Raw genomic sequence first — 18,173 nt, forward strand, 5'->3', positions numbered from 1 at the left:
CGTTGTCGTAATCGAGGTTATCGTCGTGCCCCGGATTCTCTCGCGCCCCACGTTGCATCGCTTCTCCGATTACGATTACGACAACGACAACGACAACGACAACGACAACGATTGTGTGGAGGCCTCGCCCAGTGAGCGAACAAGCAACAGTCTTTATTGTGGATGACGACGAGGGGGTACGCGAGGCGCTGGACTGGTCACTGCGCAAAGCAGGATTGCGCGTCGAGTCATTCCCATCGGCCGAGGCCTTTCTGGGGGCCGGTCGAGCGGCACGTCCGGGTTGTCTGGTCCTCGATGTCCGGATGCAGGGCATGAGCGGCCTGGACCTGCAGGAGGCATTGAAGGCGCAAGGCTGTGAAATCCCGATCATCTTCATTACCGGTCACGCGGATATCCCCACCTCGGTCAAGGCCATCAAGGCCGGGGCGGTGGACTTCGTGGAAAAGCCCGTCATCCGAGCGGTTCTGATCGAGCGCATTTGTGAGGCATTCCGCAAGGATGAGATGGGCCGCCGCCAGCGGGCCGTGCGTGCCGCGACCCTCGCCCGCTACCGGACGCTGACCGCGCGGGAGCGCCAAGTACTGGAGTTGGTGACCAAGGGGCTGTCCAACAAGGAGACCGCCCGGGCGCTCGCCATCAGTCCGCGCACGGTCGAGAATCATCGCGCCCGCATCATGACCGCCATGCAGGCGGACAGCCTCGTCGATCTCTGTCAAATGACCAGTCTATGTTCCTAAGGAGGTTGTGGCCGCCCCGGGCGGAGTCCAAGGCTTCAGCCTTGGATGTACAGGACCAAGGCTGAAGCCTTGGACTCCAGAAGGTGGCCGCCGGCCGGAACCATACTTAAGGCCGCCGCCATGATTTACCGCCGAAATTGATGTGTATTCACGACGATCGCCGACAGCCTTCAAGGCTAATCCTTAATTGGCGCGCGGGGGGGGCGAAATATCCGTACGTTGGCGGGCGCGCGGGACGGCCGGGGTCTGACCCGCGGTAAGGCCGGACACTTGGACGGCGCCCGCCGCACCATTTCCCTACTGCAGAAGCGTCGATCGCTCCTGACTGAGTAGATCCCCGGATAGACCGCTGGCGCCTGGCGCGCGTACAGTGGATTCCTGACCAAGATACTTGGTCAGGGGTGTGGATTGCAACCGGCGGCAGAGCGGCCGTGCACGCCAATCCCACTCACCAACGCCACTCGCAGAGGAACACTCCAATGGGTTCATTACAGATGATCGACCGGCCGGCAAGGCGCCGCGGCAACAGCGGGCATGCGCCTTTGCGGACAATCCAAGAGCCGCCAGCGGCTTCCCAGCGGCCGCCGACGGATGAACTGTTGCCGGTCATCAGCCAGGCCGCCTATTTTCGGGCCCAGCGGCGTGGCTTCGCGCCGGGACATGAGGTCGACGACTGGATCGCGGCCGAGCAGGAGGTCATTGCGTGGCACTACTCGGTAGACGACGCCGCCCGCGTGTGAAATCACACTTTCGGAAGTTGCCTGACAGATGGTATGGTTGTCGATCGGCATTTTTGATCGAAAGCACCGGACTGGATTGAGGCGGAGAGGCAAGTCACCACGATGAACTGAGACCCGGACGAGGCGGACCGCTGGTGACGACGACCCCTGTGCGGCGGCGGCGAGTGGGTCGACCAAGGGCGATCAGGAGGTCGCACCTGTCCCCCCAGCACCAGACCGGGCGCCACGCTCACCATTCGCCAACTGTCCCCGGCCGCATAGACCTGCGGCGGCCCGACCAACCGGACCTCAGGGTCGAGACGACGATCGACTTCACGCACTCACCGCCCCTTAGGAGATGACGCGCGACCCGCAAGCGGAGTCGGCCATCGTGTTGCGGGTGCGCGCCTACCTGCGCGTACAGTATCGACACCGGTCACGGACGGTGACGACGAGTCAGCGTGGCCAAGCGAGGCGGGGCCGCGCTCGTGATCGCGGAACTCGACGGTGGCATGGTCCCGTTGGCGGAAGTCGACCCGGATAGCCCGGACTGTCGGCGAGGCAAACGGTTGCTGTGGACGGGGGAAGCTGAGTTTGGCGCACACGCACGACAGTATCATCGGGTCTACGGTGCCACCATGAGCGGCAGTGTCGCGGTGGCCGGGCGGCAGCTGCTAGCCTGCGCCATCGTGGCCGGCTTGGCACGAACAGCCATGCGCACGCCCCCGGCGATGGTGCGCTCTGGATCGCTGATCAGGTCGCCGCACGCTTCGGCACCCAGGGCACCTGTACGGTGGACTTCTTCCATGTGTGCGACTACCTCGCCGAGGCGGTCAAGGACTGCCCTCCCGACGACCCGCGCACCTGGTTGGAACTTCAGAAAAAGCGCTTGAAAACAAGTGATAGTGCCTTGGTCGTGGCCGCGTTCAGTGAGCCCAGGAGCCCGATGTGGACGCCCCGGTGCGGACCTGCCATCGCTATCTGAGCAACCGGCGCGATCATATCGACTACCAAGGCGCCCTCCCCAAGGGCTTGCCGATCGGCTCCGACGAGATCGAAAGTGCGCACCGCCATGTGGTTCAACAACGTCTCAAGCGCCCCGGCGCTTGGTGGACGCCGCACAACGCCAAGGCCACGCTCGCGTTGCGCACGACGCGGGCCGACGGGCAGTGGTCCGCATACTGGCAGGGCGATCTCAAGCAAGCAGCGTGATAGTTTCGACGACCACATCAGTTTGGATCGCACCCGGTACATTGTGCAACGCACGCGGCGGGCGCGCTATATGGTATCCTATATCGGGGTCTGCCAACAGTTGAGATTCGAGTGCATCCTCATGAAGCTCCAACAGAAGATGGAAATGCTTGGGTTCAATTCGGAAATGCTCGGCTTCCTGGAGGAGCAGGGTCCAAGCGCTCTGGAAGTGCTTGCCTTGATATGGCCTGAGCAGGCCTATTATTTTTATCAACATTACTTCGTCGGCCGCGAGATCTCGGACCTCGCCCAGTCCGCCGGGAAAGCCCCGAAGACGATCCAGCGCGCACTGCATGGCTGGAGCCATGTGCGCGGGGAGGAACTGGGCGCCGAAGACTGGTTCCTGGTCATTCTGCAGATTTTCTTTGAAGCCGACCATCTGCTTACTGCTGGGGACACGGTCAGCTGTTGCTTTACCCGTGCCGTCACCGGTTCGCGCGCCCCCCTGGGGGTACCGTTTCACCGTGCGTTTCTGCGCATTATGTGTGCGGCTATGACGCCGCATGATCCGGCCGAGTCGTTACCCTGGACGAAGTCCAGCGAGCGTGCCGACGCAATGCCGTTCCCGTTTCGTCATGTCCTGTGGCCAGCATTCTGCGCCCCGCTAGCATACGACATGTTGCCGGGGCTGCTTGCGGTGCTGCGCGACGCAGATCCGGCCGAACGCCCCTGGCTCTGCGTTCTTTCGCTGTTGCTGGCGGAAAAAGAAACGCTGTGGGGAAATCTGCTCCGGTTGTTGAACCCGCCCGCCGCCACCTGCGCAGACCGTCGTCGACTGGCCACGCCGTCGGGCACCGACAAGACCAAGCACGGCCAGGCCAAGGACCTACTCGATTCACTCACGGACAAGTTCGAGCGCCATGCGGTCTTGGCGTTACTGACTAAGACACCCTGTCACTGGGCAGACCTCGTCGACAAAGATCTCGCCAATCTCGAACACGAGGACCGGGTGGTGACCTGCGCGAAGATGGCATTGGCGAACCTGCGCCGTTGAGCTGGGGACAACCCAACCCCGTTACGGCTTCAGCAACACGGTCAACTGATCACCGACGAACTCAAGGCCCGTTGCCTGACTCACACCGAACCCGATGCTCGCCTTGCCATCGTTTACATCGGCCCAAGGCGATTGCGTAACGGCACTGTCGCACAGCAGGACCCGGGCACACTTGAAGGCCGGTTGAATACCGGCGATAGCGACGCCGAGCCGCTGCCTGCGGTCCCGGTATACCTGCAACTGCACGGGTTTGCAGGTAAGGCTCGCACCTTCGGTCAACTGCACCCGTTCCTCCCGATCCAGCACGATGGCCTCGACCTGCATCGGGTCGCCGCGGTACGCTGCCACCAGGCGCGGCGCGAACCACTCCAGCACCCCCTGATCCCAGGCCGACGGGGCGGACTTCGCCGGTTGTTGTTTGCTGCGACAGTCCGCGCAGGCATCCACATGGGTGCGGACACGCAGGCGCAGCATCTCCGCCTCGTCGCCAGGCGCCAGAGTGTTGCGTGCGACCGCGAGGATCTCCATGATATGCAGATGCGGATCGGACTGTAGCAGCTCCCAACGCCGGGCACACTTGAGACAACCCATGATGTGCCAGGCGAGCCGCTGGTAATCGTTCTCACCGGACACCCGCAACAAGCGCGACAGGTTCGCGAGCGTCGACGGCGACGGACATTGATCCGCCCCCTCGGCAAGGACCTCAGACCGGCGTTGGAACAGAACCTCACGAAGACGATCAATCATTTGGCCACTCGTAGCGCCGCATCATCAATTTGCCGACGACCGCTTCCCAGCGTACCCGATCGCCGATCCACTCACAGGCATCGGCCGGAAGCCTATCCCAGTCAAACGCACCCGTACGATGCAGCGCATAGACGAGATGTGACTCCGACGTGATACCCACGGCCTCATCGCGCATCTCACCGCTGGCCACCATCAACGCCCGCCGCGTTGCTGCGGCGAGCCAGCACCAATGCAACGGCCGACGGGCGTGCCAAGTGCCGGCGGGCGGCCCCGGAAGGCACTGGTCGAGCAGAAATTGCCGAATGGCCCCAGCACCTGCGGCGATTGCCGTAAACAAATCCCAGGGCGAGATCGATTCCTCGTCGTATTGTCCAGTATGGGCCTGGTCCGGTACATAGATGGCGGGAACCAACACCTTCGGGTTCGCCCAGCCACTCGGCAGAAACAGGGCGCGCGCAGCCTGCCCCGGCGCGCCCTGTCGGCAGCGTTCGCAGACACGCGCAAAGTCGAGTCCGGGGATATCGAGTTTGACGATTGCCGCCGTGATCTCCGGATCACCACTCGCACACACCGCCGCGGCCAGCGCCAATTCCGTGATCTGCCGCGGTGCCGCGGGCTCGCCGATGATTTTTCTCACAAAAAACTCACCTTCGTCACCGAACTCTACGGCGACCGGCGGCACCGGCGCAGGCGGTATCTGCCGAGCCTGAAGATGCTGCCGCAACTGCGTGAGTTGTTCGACATATTCCTGGCCGAACGACGCAAAGAACACCGCCCCCAGGGTCCAACGGCGCGTCAGTGCCGCGAAGATATGCCGAGGTCCAATCGGCCCCGCCGCCTCGGCCGCGGCCTCCCTTAGTACCTCGTGATTGCGCAATTGCTCGACCGCGGGATCGCTGCTGATGGAGGCGGAGAGGGAACTGGGGTTACCATACAGCACATAACTGTAACCCCCAAGGCTATTAGGGCTGCTCGCGATACTGTCTCGGCGAAAATCGCGCACCGCCGCGCCAAGGGGCACATTTCGGATTAGAAACGAGCGCCAGATCGACGGCGCCGCCGCGGCAGCCTCGTCGTCCGCAATCCGCGATCGAGGGGCGACCACGGCGCCGGCGCCGGCGTACAGGAAGGCATTGGCGACGGTCGCCGTCACAAAAAGGTCCGCCGGCCCTTCATCGGCGTCTTCGCCGGTCAAATGGCCCGGTTCTGGTTCGCCCAGATACGCATCGCAACCGTTGAGAAACACCACGGGCTCACTATCGCCACGGAAACGGGACTCGATGGTGCTCAGACCAAGAATTTGCGGCATCTTGCGCGAACCGATTCTCAGCCCACGGCGCGGTGAAATGTGCCCGGAGTAATGAAAATAGCGCAGTCCCGGTTTAATAAACTCATCCAGGATAGCCTGAGAATCCGGGTTCTCGAGCAGGCGGTAGCTGATACCCGGGCACCGTGCGACGATCTCCGCGAGCTCCTTTTTCTCCCCCTCGAGGTGCTGCAGATCACCGTCGGCATTGGCGACCACATGCAGAAAGGTGCCGGCGGACTTCCGGTGCTGCCCGTGCATCGCACCGCGCCCATTCTCGGCGCTGGTGAACCAGCCCGCATTCGCAATCGGGATACTGATCGCAAGGGACGGCCCGCAGGCCAGAAAATCGTTGCGAAACAGGATCAGGTCCCAGGGAATCGAGGTCGCGGTGGTGCTGACCACCAGAAAACTGTGCTGATCAAGTCGGCTGGCATCGAGGAAGGCCCGCAGATTGAGATCGCTCGCGATCACCGACCCCAGCGCGCGCATCAAGTCGCCGCGTGACGGCTCGTGCTCATCGGCGACAGGGCGGGGAGCAAAGCTGCGCTGGACGAGCCGGCGAATATGTTCGATGCGCTGCCCGTCCAGCGTACAGCCCTTGCGCCACTGCCAGCGCCGCTCCTGGTCGAGCAGCGCCATCTCTACAACGACCTGATCGCGCTGTTCCCGCGTCTCCACCAGCAGAGTCCAGAAGATTGCCATGATTCCGGCCCCTAAGCCGATTGTGCCAGCAGACCGTCGCGATCACGGGACAGGACGGCCTGATGATAGGGCTCCCGGATATATTGATCGTCGATTGCCCAGAGGCGATTGAGCCGCTCGTTTGGGGTGTGGAGCGTCGTCGGGATACCGGCGATCACTTGCTCAACCTGAGGCAGGTTCAACCTGGCATATTCGTCGATACCATAGACCGCACGAATCGTCGCCAACCGATGGCGAATTTCTTCCTGCTTCGCCACGACATGCTGGTCAGTGGCATAAAGCTCCATACGACTGTAGACGCTGCGGCGCAATTCCTCTAAATCCTGTGCCACGCTCGCCAGCACATCCGCCGTCGGCGCGCCGTCGAGCCTCGCCGTGATCTTGTCGGCCTGGCCCCGGAGGCGTTCGTCATTAACCCCCGCCTTGCGCATCAATTCGACAATAGTCGCGCAACGTTGACGCAGGCTCTCCGCCGAATTACCCAGCAGGTCCAATTGCCAGCGCAGTTCCTCGGCGCGGGCCATCCGGTCTTGGATCTTTGCCTTGTCGACAACCATGCGCCCCTCGAACTCGGTATGCAGATCGAGGCACAGCGAATCCCAGCGCGCACGCAGATAGGCGACATACGCCGGATCCGCGCTGAGATTGGCGAAGGCTTGGTCGATCTTTTCCTTCAGGAGGTGGAAGCGCTCCTGCAATTCCCCCGCCGCCTGTAGTACATCGACCTCCGCGAAACGGAACGGCAGCTCCTGCGGGGACTTCTCGCCGACGCCCGCGGTAATGCCCAGGGCGCCGGGCTGTTTGTAGGTGGCGCGGATGAGCACCGGCGTGCCGGGTAAGGCATCGGCCTCGACTTCGAGGGTTCCAATGGCGCGATAGCCCTCATAAAGCGGCAGCCGGAACACGAGCTTGTCGGCCTGTCGGCAGAGTTTCCTGATATAGAAGGTATGCGAATGGGCAGTATCGGGCTTGGTCCCGGTCGGCAGGATCGTCACTTCGCCATCCAGCAGACGCACCTTGATGGCACAGGGGAGACCGCTGACATCGGTACTGAGGCCGCCACGACGCACCGCCCAACCCCAAGAGGAGTGCATGGCGCCATCAGGGGCACCGAGCGTGAGCGTAAAGCGATTCTCGCCCGACTTAAGACCCAGTCGCGGCAGCATGAACCGACCCTCTTTATCCAACGCGACCTCCGCCGCGGTGTCCCCGGCGTGCAGCCGCAACGACCAACCCGGTCCAAGTGGTCCATCGACCTTACCGCTCGGACCGGGTATATCGCCGATCTCGGTCGGAACCTGGTCTTTCGGCGTCACATCCCAGCGCAAGACGAACTCCCCCTGGGGTATCGGTGTATCCCGCTGGCGCAGACGCTGGGCCGCCACGAACGCGGCGCCGATGGCGACGCACTCATCCTCACGGAAACGCTCAATGCGTAACGGGGTATCCCGCAGCCCCGTCAGCCATTGCTGCAACTCGCGCTCGACGGCGGGCATGCGCGTCGAGCCGCCAACCAGGATCAAGGCGTCCAGTGCCCCCGCCTCGCGTCTGATCCGTTCCTCCCGCGTGAGCGCGTTCGCGCCCGCGCGGCACTCACCCAACCGATCGAGCGCGCCCTTGCAGGTCTCGATGGTCTGAGCGAGCAGCGGTGCGCCGGCGGCCTCGAATTCAGCGCGCGTGATCCATTGATCGATGCGAACCTGGGAGTAACCGAAGTACAGCTCTTGGACCCATTTGGTCTTGGGGTCGTCGGACAACCGCATCTTCACCCGCTCGGCATACCTGACCAGTTCATACCACGAGGACTCGATGGCTACCGGTACCGAGCCGTCGACCACCGGATCAGCGATGCCGGCGGACAGATCGACGCCCTGTTTGTGAAGGCTTGGCATCACCAGGGATAGGATTTGTTTGTCGAAGTCGAATCCGCCGAGGAATTTGTCGCCCGCGTTGGCAGCACCATCGCCGCCGATCCTGATATCGTCGCCGTCGCGGATACAGACGGTCGCATCCATGGTGCCGCCGCCCAGGTCGTAGACCAGAACACAGGTTGGTGACCCGGCACTCTCCGGGTGGCACTCCTGATGATAGGCAATGGCGGCAGCCTCCGGCTCGCGAATGATGTCGAGTACCTCGAGACCGGCCAGCTCGGCGGCATTGCGAGTCTCCTTGACATGGATCTCCCCGAAATGCGCCGGCACGGTAATGACCGCAGAGACCGGACCGTGCAATGCCTCCTGCGCATGCTCCTTGAGCTTGGCCAGATACTTGGCACTGATCTGGACCGGCGACAGTGGACCATCCCGGAACGTGAAAGGCTGGGCCACACCCATGTGTCGTTTGACAAAGCCATAGCGGAACGTGGGCTCCACGCACCGCGTCGCGTCGCTCCCGATCAGGAAGGTACCATCAGCCTCCTGAGCGATAATGGAAGGCATCGTATTGCGTCCGTCGATCTCCAGAACCCGCACCTCGCCCTGATCGAGATAGGCGACACAGCAATTGGTGGTACCGAGATCGATCCCGATCGGCGTGGTCATGGCAGCATATCCTCATCGGGTAAACCGAAATACATCACATCGAACGCGAGTCGCTGCACCGAATGACTGAGCACCTGGGCCGCGCGCCCCGCCTCTCCCGGCTGCTCGCGGCGGTCCGTCTCGGGAAACGGCAGGTCCGCCTGCGCGTAGCGCTCGACAGTGTCGGCTTGGTGGCGGATCACCGCCGTCCTGGCCCCTGGTTCGATGATGGCAAGGACGCGCAAGGGATTGTCGCGGTAAGGGTCCCGCGCAAATAAGAACGGATTGTCCATCAACACCCCCCGGCGCGGCGTAGCGCCCGATACATGGCGCGCAATTCCTGGTCATCCGGTGCGATCCGCCTGGCCCGCCGCAACACACGCAGTGCCCGGCAGGGCTCCGACAGACCCAGATAGGCGGCTAGCACCCGATAACCGGCGACCAACTCAAGCGTGTCGGCCTGCGGGCTGGGCCCCAGGACGCGCAGGTGGCGCGAGAGTACCCGCGCCAAGCGGCCGATCCTGACCTGGGCACGCCGGTCGGCTTTGGCCATACCGCGCAGCAGCCGGCTGTCACCGCGCCGACGCTGTTGCGCTGCTTCCCTTTCTTGTCGCAACAGACCCTCGATCAACTCGATGCAGACCCGCATCGCGAACAACCGTGCACGCACGATTGCCGGGTCAACCGCGAGCAGACGCTGGGCCTGTTGCAGTAGCGCGAGCCGTTCGGCATCGGACTGATCGGCGAGCCCGGCCCCCGCGCCCGGCAGGCAGGCGAGGGCCAGACGGTCCCGATAGAGGCTCAGGGTGTCCGTGCCCAGGTGCGCCAGCAGGGTGTCCGCGGCGACCAGCACGCCCCAGTGATAGACCGCAGTTCCCTGATCGCCTACGCGCACGGCGTGCAAGGTACGCTCGTAGTGAAGGTCGAGCAGCCAGCGCGGCCACTGGCGTAGAAAGTCTCCCAGCAGTGCGTCCCGCTCGTTCTCCGGGACGATCCGTTCCGCCCGCAGGCCGAGGTCCGCGTGCCAGGCCGGGGCGTCCAAGACCGCGGCGAACCCCGCCAGGGCCGCCCGAAAATGGCCGACCGCAAGGTCCAACCGTCCGGCCCGCTCGGCCGCGAAACCGCGGCGGTGTTCGATCAGGGCCGTTTGCCAGGGTGTCGTCATGGTTCAGAGGACGGTTGGAAGGAAGTTGAGCACCAGACTTGGTTCGCCGGCGGCGTCGGCGTGAACGCCGTAGCAGGGCTCGCTGACTGCAAACGCTGACCGATAGTGCGGCAGTTTATCGGCAATAGTGCCATCCGGGGACAGTGGAAACAACAGCGCCTTGTCCTGATCGTCGGCGCCGATGGGGAATGCCTCCTGCTTCACCAGCAGGCAACCGCGGCATTGACTACAAGGCTGTTCACTGGGAGGTCGGCTGCGATCGAATCTCTGTACTACGCCACAATGCGCAACCTCGATCGAGTGCGGCTCAACCAGTGTTTCCAGGGCGTTGAGTTTTTCCAAGGCGTTGCGGTCCCATGGGGCGAGCAGCAACTCAGCGATCCGATGCATCTGCTGCTCCTGCGCGTCTGTTGGGCACCCGTCCTGTAAGGTACCGCTGAGCGGCGCCAGCGCCACGGTGACGGCGCCGACCAGGAATGCCGGTGCCGGTTGCTGGTCGCCGATAAAGCAGAGCTTCAGTCGCGCGCGCGGCTGCACCAGCGGTGTCCCGACAACTCGGGCGACCGACTCCCGATCATCGTAGCGGTAGACCTCGCGGTCACCGACGCCCGGCAGCAGCCGGATCAGCGACTGGGTGCGCCCGAGCAGCGCGAGCGAGCCCGACCAAGGGGTCTGTACCCTGGCCCACGCGCCGGGCTCATGGGTCGTCACGGGCTGCCGCGGTACCCCCGGCGCCGGCGCCGGCAGGATCATCGCGATGCGTTCGGGTGGTATCGCCGGCGGCAGCGCTACCACGCCGCCGTCATGGATCTCGCCATCGGTCAAGATCAGCAAGTAATCCTCGCACTCACCAGCCGCCGCCCCGCGGCTCCAGGCATCAATGCCGGCGACGGTGTCGCCCAGCCAGGAGCCCTGTTCATAGGGCCGCAGATGCGGATGCGAGAGAATCCGTGTCGCCAGTTGTTGCGGGTGCGGCCCGCGCAACAACTCAAACTCCGGGTCGCGCGGACCGAGTCGCCAGAGCGTGCAGAGGTCGTCGGGTTCCAACCGCCGATCGAGTTCCTCGAGCACGCCCCTGATCCATGGTGCGCAAGCGCCTGCCCAGCAGGAGTCGGTGGTATCGACGACCAAGGCCACCCGCCGCTTGCTCAGAAAGTCCGGCACCCGCGGACAGTCCATATACCAGAGGTTCCGGCCCCACAGTATATCGCGAAACCAACGCACGGGGACTGTCATGGGTTCACTCCAAGATAATGCCATGGCGCAGAAGCAGGGCGGGCAGCGCGTGCATGTCGAAACCGTTCCCCCCGGTACCCACCAGGCGCAGCCCGCCGTTAATGTCCACCTCGGCCTCGATCTGCGGTCGCTTGAGGGCTTCGAGCCGCGCGACCGGCACCCGCGAGCCCAACAGGAACACGCGCTGATTCTCGGAGCCGAGCAGCGGATGGTCGCTTGGATGCTGCCGCTGGAACGGACCGTCCACCAGCACGTCGAGCAGACCAAGCAGGTCCAAGGCGCCAGCGATGGCCCCGCTCAACAGGTGTTCCAGCGGATAGCCGCTATAGGCCAGGACCGGGGCTTGCTGCGCCTGCGCGCGAATGATGCGCAATGCCCCCGCCAAGGCAGACGCCTGTGCAAAGGGTTCGCCGCCCGAGAGCACCAGCGCGGTGGGGTCTTCAAGGAAGCGCTCGGCGAGCACGTTAGGCGCCGTCAGCGTCGCGCACCGGTCCATGTCGAGACCCTCGGTATTAAAGCAGCCCGGGCAGCGCAGCGGGCAGCCTTGCACCCAGACATAGAGCGCCGGCCCCAGCAGCGGACAGTGCCCGCGCCAACAGGAACGGATATTGATGTCGGCGCTCATGACTGACCACGCCGCGCGATCTCCAGCCGCTGTTCAACCGCATTCCAGCGATACTGGTAGCGGGTTGTGACGCGGAATCTCTGGGCCTCAGCAGAATCCAAAAGGCGGGCGATGGGGTTGCCGAGCTCGGTAATGAGCATGTTATTGACGTCGCGCAGGCCATAACGGCGATAGTCGACATGGCCGAGCAGTTGCTCGATGACCGCCGGATCGGTGTCATCAATGCCGCCACCGCCGTCAAGCTGGTCATTCACACCGTTTGTGATCAGGCGCAATTTGTCGCGGATATCCGCCAAGGCATCGTCCCGCTCAATGGAGTTGAAAACGACGATACCGCTCTTCAGGCGATTGTAGATCTCCGGCCGGTCGATGTCATCGAAATAGTTCTCCACCTGCTCAGTGAAGAACGCAACAGTCCGCGCGCGCTTTCCCGGATCGACGCGGCCTACAGGCGGTGTCGCACCGGCTGACGCATCTTCCAGTGCTTCGGTGCCAATATTGCTAGTGAAAATCAGCCCGGTATGGGAGAAGTCCACGGTCTCTCCCTTGCCGTCGGTGAGCCGTGCGCCGTCGAGGATCTGCAGAAAGATATCCATGATGCGCTCGTGCGCCTTCTCGATCTCATCGAACAGCACCAGGGAAAATGGCCGCTCCTTGACCCAGTTGGTGAGTTGTCCGCCCTCGGAAAAGCCCACATAACTCGGCGGTGCACCGATCAACCGGTGAACACTGTGGTCCTGACGGTATTCGCTCATGTCGATGATCTTCAGACCATCCGCGGAACCCGTCAGAAAGTGCGCCATGCAGCGTGCCAACATGGTCTTACCGACCCCAGTGCTACCGACAAAAAAGCACACCAACGGCGGCTTACGGGCGCCGGGATCGAGCAGGTTTCCGAGGCCCCACTTGCCGCGGAAGAGCGCGTCCTGCGCCGCCTGGACCGGTTCGCGCTGGCCGCGGACCGGCTTTAGGGCGTCCGTCGCCTGCGCCCGGCTCCCGATCGTCCGCCACGGATTCTCCTGCCGGCCGAACCGCAGCAGGTCCTGCAGTTCACGCAGACTGCCGACCCCGACCCGATTGCGCTGGGAGAGTACGGCCAATTGCTGCAGTTCGCGCAGGCGCAGCCCCTCGGTTGTGCGGGCGAGATGCGCGGGGTCGTAGCCCGCGCCCGGATCATTGAAGAACGCGGCCTGGTTGAGGCTGAAGAACCGGCCGCGTTCCGCGAAGCTCGGATAGGGAATGCGCACCACCGCGGTATCCGGATCGGCGCGCAGGAACTCTCCGGGGATCAGATTCTCATCGGGATAGATCAGCACGGCCAGGTTGCGCAGATCGCCGACCGGCCCAACCGGAGCCGTCATCGGAGCCGGTCTCGGCGCCGGCGCGGCACCACTGTCCGCGGACCATCCGTCGCCGGGGGTCGTCACCGTCACCGCACCCCCGGCCGTCACCGCTGCCGCGGCGCTGGTCAGGTGATGCAAGGCCACCGTCTCGGCGGAGGGTGAGCGAAACCGGTGCTCTTGAAGCATGAGCACGCAGGCCGCCGGCACCTGCGGGTCGGCGAGCATCCGGCGCAACTGGTTCAGCACGACGAGCGGGTTGGTCACATCCGCCTGGCGCGCCGGGGGAGTTGCCCCGCCGAACTGCATAAAGGCCGCCAGCCGTTCGCCGACGCCCAGCCCATCCCAGTCGTGTACTACAGGGTCCGCAGCGTGGTCGAACGCGACAACGCGCCGATAACCGCGCTGGAGCAACTGCCCGATCAGCCAGTCCGGCAGCGGGATCAGCGCGCCGGTCTCCTCGAGTACCGCGTCGAGCACGTTGCCCTGCAAGACGACGCGCCGGACCGTCCCCAGGGTCACCTCCATGCGGCTCTTCCAGCCGACCCGCTCCGCAGTCGCGTTGGGCTGTGTGCCGTTCATGGCCGACCCCCAGCCGCTGCAAGCTGCGCCGCCACCTCGACGCGACGCCTATCTTCCTCCTCTTCTTCCTTCTCTTTGCGTCGCCGTTGCTCCGCCTCGTCGGCTGTCTCCAGCGCCCGCCAACCGCCGTCCGGCCCCGGCCCCTTGATGTGCACGCCCTCAATGATCAGGCCGAGGGCCTTCGCGCGGGCAATCACGGCGTCCAGCGAGTCGCCGCAGTACGGGGCCGGCGCCAGGTGTTCGCGATCACTGCCGGCGGCACCCTCCATCACCAGGCGAATGCTCTGGTCCTCCGGGATCGCGGTCGACACACGCACATAGAGTTCGTTCCCGGACAGTTCGTGCAGCAGGTGGATCTCCCCGGCCTTGTCCCCCTGGCCCCAGGTATCCTGTTTCTTGGTGAAGCCGGCCTCCCCCAAGGCGTCGCGTAACAGCTCGGCGATGTGCCCCTGCCGCCGGGCGCACAGGTCGCGTTCCCAGGCATCCCGGCGCACGGCCGCAATGTCCTGCGCGAGTTTGGCAACATCGGCCTCCTCCAGCTGAGCAGGATCGGCGCTCGCATCGAGCAACTCAGCCACCCGCCGCGCTACCCGCATCAGTGCCGGATCGATCCTGGCCTGCTCGGCCAGGGTCTCACGCTGCGCGCGCTGGCGGGTCCGGCGATCGGCCTGCACGCGGCGCTCGCGCTCGGCCTCGTCCATGCGTGACTGCAGGTCCGTGCGGATCGTCGCCATGCCCTGGTCGAGCGCGTCGGCGGCCTCGCGCTGGACCCGCGACGGCTCGCGGCCAGCCTGCTCGATCCGCGTCAAGTCTCCCTCGAAGGCCGTCACCTCCGCATCCTGGCGCCCGAGGTTCAGGCCGCGCGCCTGCTGCGCCAGGCCATCGAGTGCCGCGGTCGCCTCCCGCATCCGCGTATGCGCGGCCTCACAGGCGGCAAACTCGGCCGCCATGTCGCGCGCGGCGTCGGTGCCGTACTGCTCTTTGAAGGCTTGATACTCGCGGGCGCGACGCGCGCTCTCGGTCTGCCCCCGCCCCAACTGCGCGGCAATCGTCTGCTGGTGGCGTAAGGCGGCCTCGCGCGCCGCTGCAAGGCGGGTTTGGGCGTACATTTCACCGCTCATGGTTCACTCCGTCAGGTTTGCTGTTCACATCGCAGTTCCAGTCTAGCCGCAGGCGACCCTGCAATCGGACATCGCCGGGAAAGATCCCGGCGTCAGCCTTGGCCGCCAAACGGCGAGTCGTCGCGAACGATGCGAAAGCCCACATCGTCGCGCCGCTGGTAGGGGTCCATACGGTGCAGGCCATCCACATCGTCACGCGCAAACAACCGCCGCGTCCCCGAGGGGTCCGGTGCGCGCACTACCCTGCCCCGGAACCGGGCGTTCCACCAGTCCTCGCACCACTCCCGCCCCGTGTCGGGAAACGCGACCGACGCTGGTGGTCGAACCGGGGCACGGGACCATGGCCAACGGCGCGCGGGCGCGGTCGGCCGGGGTGGAAACAACGCCAGGTAATCGGTTGACCAGGGCAGACGCCCCTGTTGCCAGCGGCAATAGGCCGCGGCCTCGAACCAGTTGATGTTGGTGACCGGCCTGCCCCGACTACGCCAGGAGAAATCGACCGCCCGCAGCAAGGCGTCGCCGCCCAGGCTATGGCGCTCACCGCGCATCCTCGCAAAGGTCGACAAGGCAACCGGCCACCAGCCCGGCTCGAAATAGGCCCCGGTACGGATAAACTTTGCCCATTGACCGCGGGTCACCGGCTCCTGGCTGATCCAGCAACGTTCACCCTCCGCGACGATTGCTCGCCAGCAAAACCGCTCGCGGTCGCTCATCGCAGCAGCCCGCGCCAAAAGGGGCCGGCAGCATCGAGACAGTCGGCGAGGTCGTTATAGCGCGACGGGTGAATCGAGCGCTTAGCGATCACCAATCCCTCTTGGATGAACTGTCGGTGTTGCAGGCGTAGACTCCTGCGCCGTTCAATCAGCGCAGAGAAGAGCGCGAACGTCGCCAGCGGCGACACCCGCCGATGAATGCAGACGATCCCAGGACGGTGCGCAGCCGTTGGCGCAGTGGAGTCCGTGTCAAGGGTGGCGAGGGGCGCGCGGCGTTGCTCCGGTAGGTCATAGCGGTCCTCACCCCAGGAAGCCCCAGCCCGCCGCGATGGCCTGGCCGGGACCGAGGCAAACCAGGCGATGAGCGTTGCACGGGCACCCGGATCGCTCATTAGCCTGATTAGGAGATCCAGTAGCGGATCAGTCGGCTCCGCGTCATAGGGATCGGCGTAGAGATAACTGACCGCGACGCAGAACAGGTCCAATGTCTCCAACTGGCCAAGGATGCCCGTGAGATTTCTATGAAACAGGGCGTAGCGTGTTTGCTGGACCCGCTTCTTGGTGGCCTTGACCCAGGCCGAATAACTCGGCAATGTAATCCGGTTACACCCCGGCGCATTGCCCAAGGGTTCGAGCGATAGCCCTCCCACCAGCAGCGACAAGAGCTCGAACTGCACCTGAACCAATTCGAGCAACTCCGGGTCCGGCCTGAACCGGTCAGTGAGGTAGAAGGCTCGGCATAAACCCTGGCGTATCTCGATCTCCCGCCGCTCCAGCCGCGGGGGAGACAACACATACTCGATGGCCTGCTGCCGGTACTCGGTACCCCACCGCCGACTCGCCAAGGCCACCCCAAGCAGACCGGCGACATGCAGGCGGGCGTCGGAGTCGATGGCCGATTCGAGGATGGCCCGCAGCGCCCGGCCCGCAGGGTCCTGTCGATCGGCGTCGAGCAACGGGGCCACCCGCCCGACCAGCGCCCGACACAGCGCATCGTCAGACAGATCCATTTGGTCACCGAGTTGGATCAGGCGCGCGACCAGAGTGGCAACCTGGTGACTGTCCTGTTGCCACGCGGCATCGACCAACCATTGTGCCGCGTTATCAATGGCACGGGTCCGCTGCGGCGGTGACAGCGCGGAAAAAAGGGCATCGGTCCAGCACACGCTTTGCTCAAGACTCGCGGCAGTCCGGGGACAGGCCGGCGGCTGCCCGCGCTGCTCCGAGAACAACCAAAGCGCGGAACGGGCGGCGTAGGGCAGGCCCCTGAGCAGGGCGCGCCGCTGTGTCGGCGGCGCCTGCCAGGCCAGCAGCAGGTCGAGCATCCGGGCCGGAATCTCGGTGTTCGCGTAGCGGGGCGAAAATGCGTGGGGCGCGGTGGCGGCCAAGAGCCGCGCCGCGGACGTGCTCCCAAGGTCCCTGCCGCTCAACAGATCCAGCGCCTCCTCGAGGGCGGCTCGCGGTACCACCGGGCTCTGGTCCCAGAATCGCAACAGTCGCTCGATCCGGGCCGGCAAGTCATTCGCACTCGCGGCCGCGGTCAGGTAGGCAGTCGCAGCCTCCAGCACCGCCACCGACGGCGTTTCCAGATAGCGCTCGATCTGCCCCAAAAAGTCCACGAGTTCGGCCTCGGCCCCACGTTCCAACAATCCGTGACAATGCCCGAGATAGCCCGGCGCCGCCGTCTGTGCAAACCGGGTCGACGTCTCACCCGCGGGCTCGATCACCAGCGACGCATCGTTTCTGGTGCCATCGTTGATACTGATGGAGAGCCCGCGCTGGAATGCCCCCGGGATCAGGGTCAACAGCCCCGCGGAGCGCCACAGCGTCACCCCGTCTGCACTCGCCGGGGCAGGATCACCCAGCCACCGCTCGGCGGCCCCCGCCAGGTCCAGCGGAGGACCCAAGTCCAATCGTACGGATTCGCCGGCCGCCAACGCGGCCAACAGCCCGCCCTGCCAGTGAGCGACAGCACCCGGCTCGCTGATCGCGCACAGCCATCGCAGCATCGGCAACTGCCCGGCCCGGTCCAGATCGACCTCGAGCGGCACCAGGGGATCGATGCCGGTGGGTGCGGGCCGGTAATCGCTCCAGAACGGCAGGTGCAGCGCGAGCCAAGGCAGGTTCGAGCCGGCGGCGGCGAGCGCCATGCTGTCGATGAGGTAGGTGTGCGCGATGTGCGAGCGTCTGGCCCCGATACGCCGCACCGAGAAACTGAGCGCCATCCGGGCCCCGCCCTGCATGGGACAGGAGCGGCACACCATCCAGTCAGGGCCAGGGGCGATTTGGACCCAGGGTTCAAGTTCCCGGCGCGACGCGGCGTCAATGCCCGGGCTTGCCGCCACCGTCGCATAGGCATCGAGCCGATCGGTGAAGATGTGTTGCTCGCAGGTTAGTCGCACGGGGGTCTCCT

Annotated in this window: 15 protein-coding genes; 4 read left to right on the forward strand and 11 right to left on the reverse strand. The window is 64.8% G+C overall.

Going from position 1 to position 18,173, the window contains the following annotated elements; genetic code table 11:
- Window positions 1–131 precede the first annotated feature (131 nt).
- From QZY48_RS34220 to QZY48_RS34235, 4 genes are all read left to right on the forward strand, one after another.
- Window positions 132–737: a response regulator gene (locus QZY48_RS34220; RefSeq protein WP_295439191.1), complete on the forward strand. Its 606-nt coding sequence runs from the start codon at window positions 132–134 to the stop codon at window positions 735–737.
- A 599-nt stretch (window positions 738–1,336) separates the two neighbouring features.
- On the forward strand, window positions 1,337–1,477 hold the full coding sequence (locus QZY48_RS34225) for a DUF2934 domain-containing protein (protein ID WP_295439193.1): 141 nt from the start codon (window positions 1,337–1,339) through the stop codon (window positions 1,475–1,477).
- 927 nt (window positions 1,478–2,404) lie between these two features.
- Entirely contained in the window at window positions 2,405–2,668 is a 264-nt protein-coding gene (locus QZY48_RS34230; protein WP_295439195.1) for a hypothetical protein, read from the forward strand.
- A gap of 121 nt (window positions 2,669–2,789) precedes the next feature.
- Complete coding sequence (locus tag QZY48_RS34235) at window positions 2,790–3,701, forward strand: hypothetical protein (protein ID WP_295439197.1); 912 nt, start codon at window positions 2,790–2,792, stop codon at window positions 3,699–3,701.
- Window positions 3,702–3,722: 21 nt separating this feature from the next.
- Here the strand turns inward: QZY48_RS34235 and QZY48_RS34240 are convergent, their stop codons facing one another.
- The 11 genes from QZY48_RS34240 to QZY48_RS34290 form a co-directional block, all read right to left on the reverse strand.
- On the reverse strand, window positions 3,723–4,448 hold the full coding sequence (locus QZY48_RS34240) for a hypothetical protein (protein WP_295439199.1): 726 nt from the start codon (window positions 4,446–4,448) through the stop codon (window positions 3,723–3,725).
- A complete protein-coding gene (locus QZY48_RS34245; RefSeq protein WP_295439201.1) occupies window positions 4,441–6,459 on the reverse strand; it encodes a hypothetical protein in 2,019 nt (672 codons plus the stop codon). Before QZY48_RS34245 ends, QZY48_RS34240 begins: the two co-directional genes overlap by 8 nt.
- An 11-nt stretch (window positions 6,460–6,470) precedes the next feature.
- On the reverse strand, window positions 6,471–8,999 hold the full coding sequence (locus tag QZY48_RS34250; protein WP_295439203.1) for an Hsp70 family protein: 2,529 nt from the start codon (window positions 8,997–8,999) through the stop codon (window positions 6,471–6,473).
- Complete coding sequence (locus tag QZY48_RS34255) at window positions 8,996–9,271, reverse strand: hypothetical protein (RefSeq protein WP_295439204.1); 276 nt, start codon at window positions 9,269–9,271, stop codon at window positions 8,996–8,998. The genes QZY48_RS34250 and QZY48_RS34255 overlap by 4 nt, the downstream gene beginning before the upstream one ends.
- Window positions 9,271–10,143 carry a hypothetical protein gene (locus QZY48_RS34260; protein ID WP_295439205.1) on the reverse strand — a complete coding sequence of 291 codons (873 nt, stop codon included), beginning with the start codon at window positions 10,141–10,143 and terminating at the stop codon, window positions 9,271–9,273. The genes QZY48_RS34255 and QZY48_RS34260 overlap by 1 nt, the downstream gene beginning before the upstream one ends.
- 3 nt (window positions 10,144–10,146) lie before the next feature.
- Window positions 10,147–11,379: a hypothetical protein gene (locus QZY48_RS34265; RefSeq protein WP_295439207.1), complete on the reverse strand. Its 1,233-nt coding sequence runs from the start codon at window positions 11,377–11,379 to the stop codon at window positions 10,147–10,149.
- A 4-nt stretch (window positions 11,380–11,383) separates the two neighbouring features.
- Entirely contained in the window at window positions 11,384–12,004 is a 621-nt protein-coding gene (locus QZY48_RS34270; protein WP_295439208.1) for a 4Fe-4S cluster-binding domain-containing protein, read from the reverse strand.
- Window positions 12,001–13,926: an AAA family ATPase gene (locus QZY48_RS34275; RefSeq protein WP_295439210.1), complete on the reverse strand. Its 1,926-nt coding sequence runs from the start codon at window positions 13,924–13,926 to the stop codon at window positions 12,001–12,003. Before QZY48_RS34275 ends, QZY48_RS34270 begins: the two co-directional genes overlap by 4 nt.
- Window positions 13,923–15,047, reverse strand: coding sequence for a hypothetical protein (locus QZY48_RS34280; protein ID WP_295439212.1), 1,125 nt, complete (start codon window positions 15,045–15,047; stop codon window positions 13,923–13,925). Before QZY48_RS34280 ends, QZY48_RS34275 begins: the two co-directional genes overlap by 4 nt.
- 92 nt (window positions 15,048–15,139) lie before the next feature.
- Window positions 15,140–15,760, reverse strand: coding sequence for an SUMF1/EgtB/PvdO family nonheme iron enzyme (locus tag QZY48_RS34285; RefSeq protein WP_295439214.1), 621 nt, complete (start codon window positions 15,758–15,760; stop codon window positions 15,140–15,142).
- Window positions 15,757–18,162, reverse strand: a complete 2,406-nt coding sequence (locus QZY48_RS34290) for a hypothetical protein (RefSeq protein ID WP_295439215.1) — start codon at window positions 18,160–18,162, stop codon at window positions 15,757–15,759. Before QZY48_RS34290 ends, QZY48_RS34285 begins: the two co-directional genes overlap by 4 nt.
- Window positions 18,163–18,173: the final 11 nt, after the last annotated feature.

Origin of the sequence: uncultured Thiodictyon sp., from assembly GCF_903828115.1 — a bacterium.
Lineage (GTDB): Bacteria > Pseudomonadota > Gammaproteobacteria > Chromatiales > Chromatiaceae > Thiodictyon.